This is a genomic window from Microcystis sp. M49636_WE2 (genome assembly GCF_030065375.1).
In the GTDB taxonomy this organism is placed as follows: Bacteria; Cyanobacteriota; Cyanobacteriia; order Cyanobacteriales; family Microcystaceae; genus Microcystis; species Microcystis aeruginosa_C.
Window position 1 is genome coordinate 1 of the sequence record NZ_JASJFG010000270.1, and the last position, 1,018, is coordinate 1,018.

1 protein-coding gene is annotated in these 1,018 nt (G+C 41.0%); it reads right to left on the reverse strand.

Features of this window, described 5'->3' with window-relative positions:
* On the reverse strand, nt 1-417 hold a 417-nt coding region (locus tag PX484_RS06540; protein WP_288103195.1), incomplete at its 3' end, for an MBL fold metallo-hydrolase.
* Nucleotides 418-1,018: the final 601 nt, after the last annotated feature.

Consider the following 1,018-nt stretch of genomic DNA (forward strand, 5'->3'; position numbering starts at 1 on the left):
ATGTTTTAATAGCTGACAGGAGACGGTAAATTCTTCATCTTCGTAGAGTATGCCGGGGGAAACGGGATGGACACGCACCCGATTGGCTAAATTAGTATAGGAATACTTAGCACAAGCACGCAGATAGTCCCCTAGTCCGGGTGGTCCGTAGATATCAATATCCTGAGCAGAACCGGCTAATCCGATACTGGCTAACAGTCCCATTAAACCAAAGATATGATCGCCGTGCATATGGGTGATAAAAATGCGTCGAATTTGGGAACTTTTTAGGTCGCTACGCAGTAACTGGTGTTGAGTTCCTTCTCCACAGTCAAACAGCCATATTTCCGCCCGTTGCGGCAAACGAAGGGCGATACTAGAGACATTGCGGGAACGAGTGGGAACCCCAGAACTGGTTCCTAAAAAAGTAATCTCCACAGGATAGCTGTCAGGATAGAGGATTCTTTTTCTAGTCTAGGCTGTTTTTATCGATTTCTCGATCGAATTGCTGCTTTTCTGTATTTCTTGACTTGGAAACAGGAAATCCCCTGATTTTGACCTAACTCTGCAATAATTACTGGCAGCCAGAAATACACCAGCGTCTTCATCATACTTTGTGCTTTTTGTCAAAAAAACTTTTTTTTTGCAATAAAACTACACAAAAAAAAGATCATCGTTATGCGTGAAATTGACTAATTTACCCGTCTTAATTAGGATTACCTTGTAGATGTGGCAAGGGTTTCAACCATTGCTGCCCAAAAAAGCACAGAATAACCCATTATGAAATTCAGCAAAATCGCTGTAACCATGATAACATCGTTGTTAAATAAAAATCTTTCTCAATTAATTCTTAAGAATTTGTAAATATTGCGGAATGTTAATTTAAATATTCTCAAGTTTGTGGAGTCAATAAATAATTTTTGCTTATCTTTGGCCAACATGGGGTTAGAAGTCAGTTATCAGTTATCAGTTATCAGTTCACTGAGAAAACACCCCACACCCCACACCCCACACCCCACACCCCACACCCCACACCCCA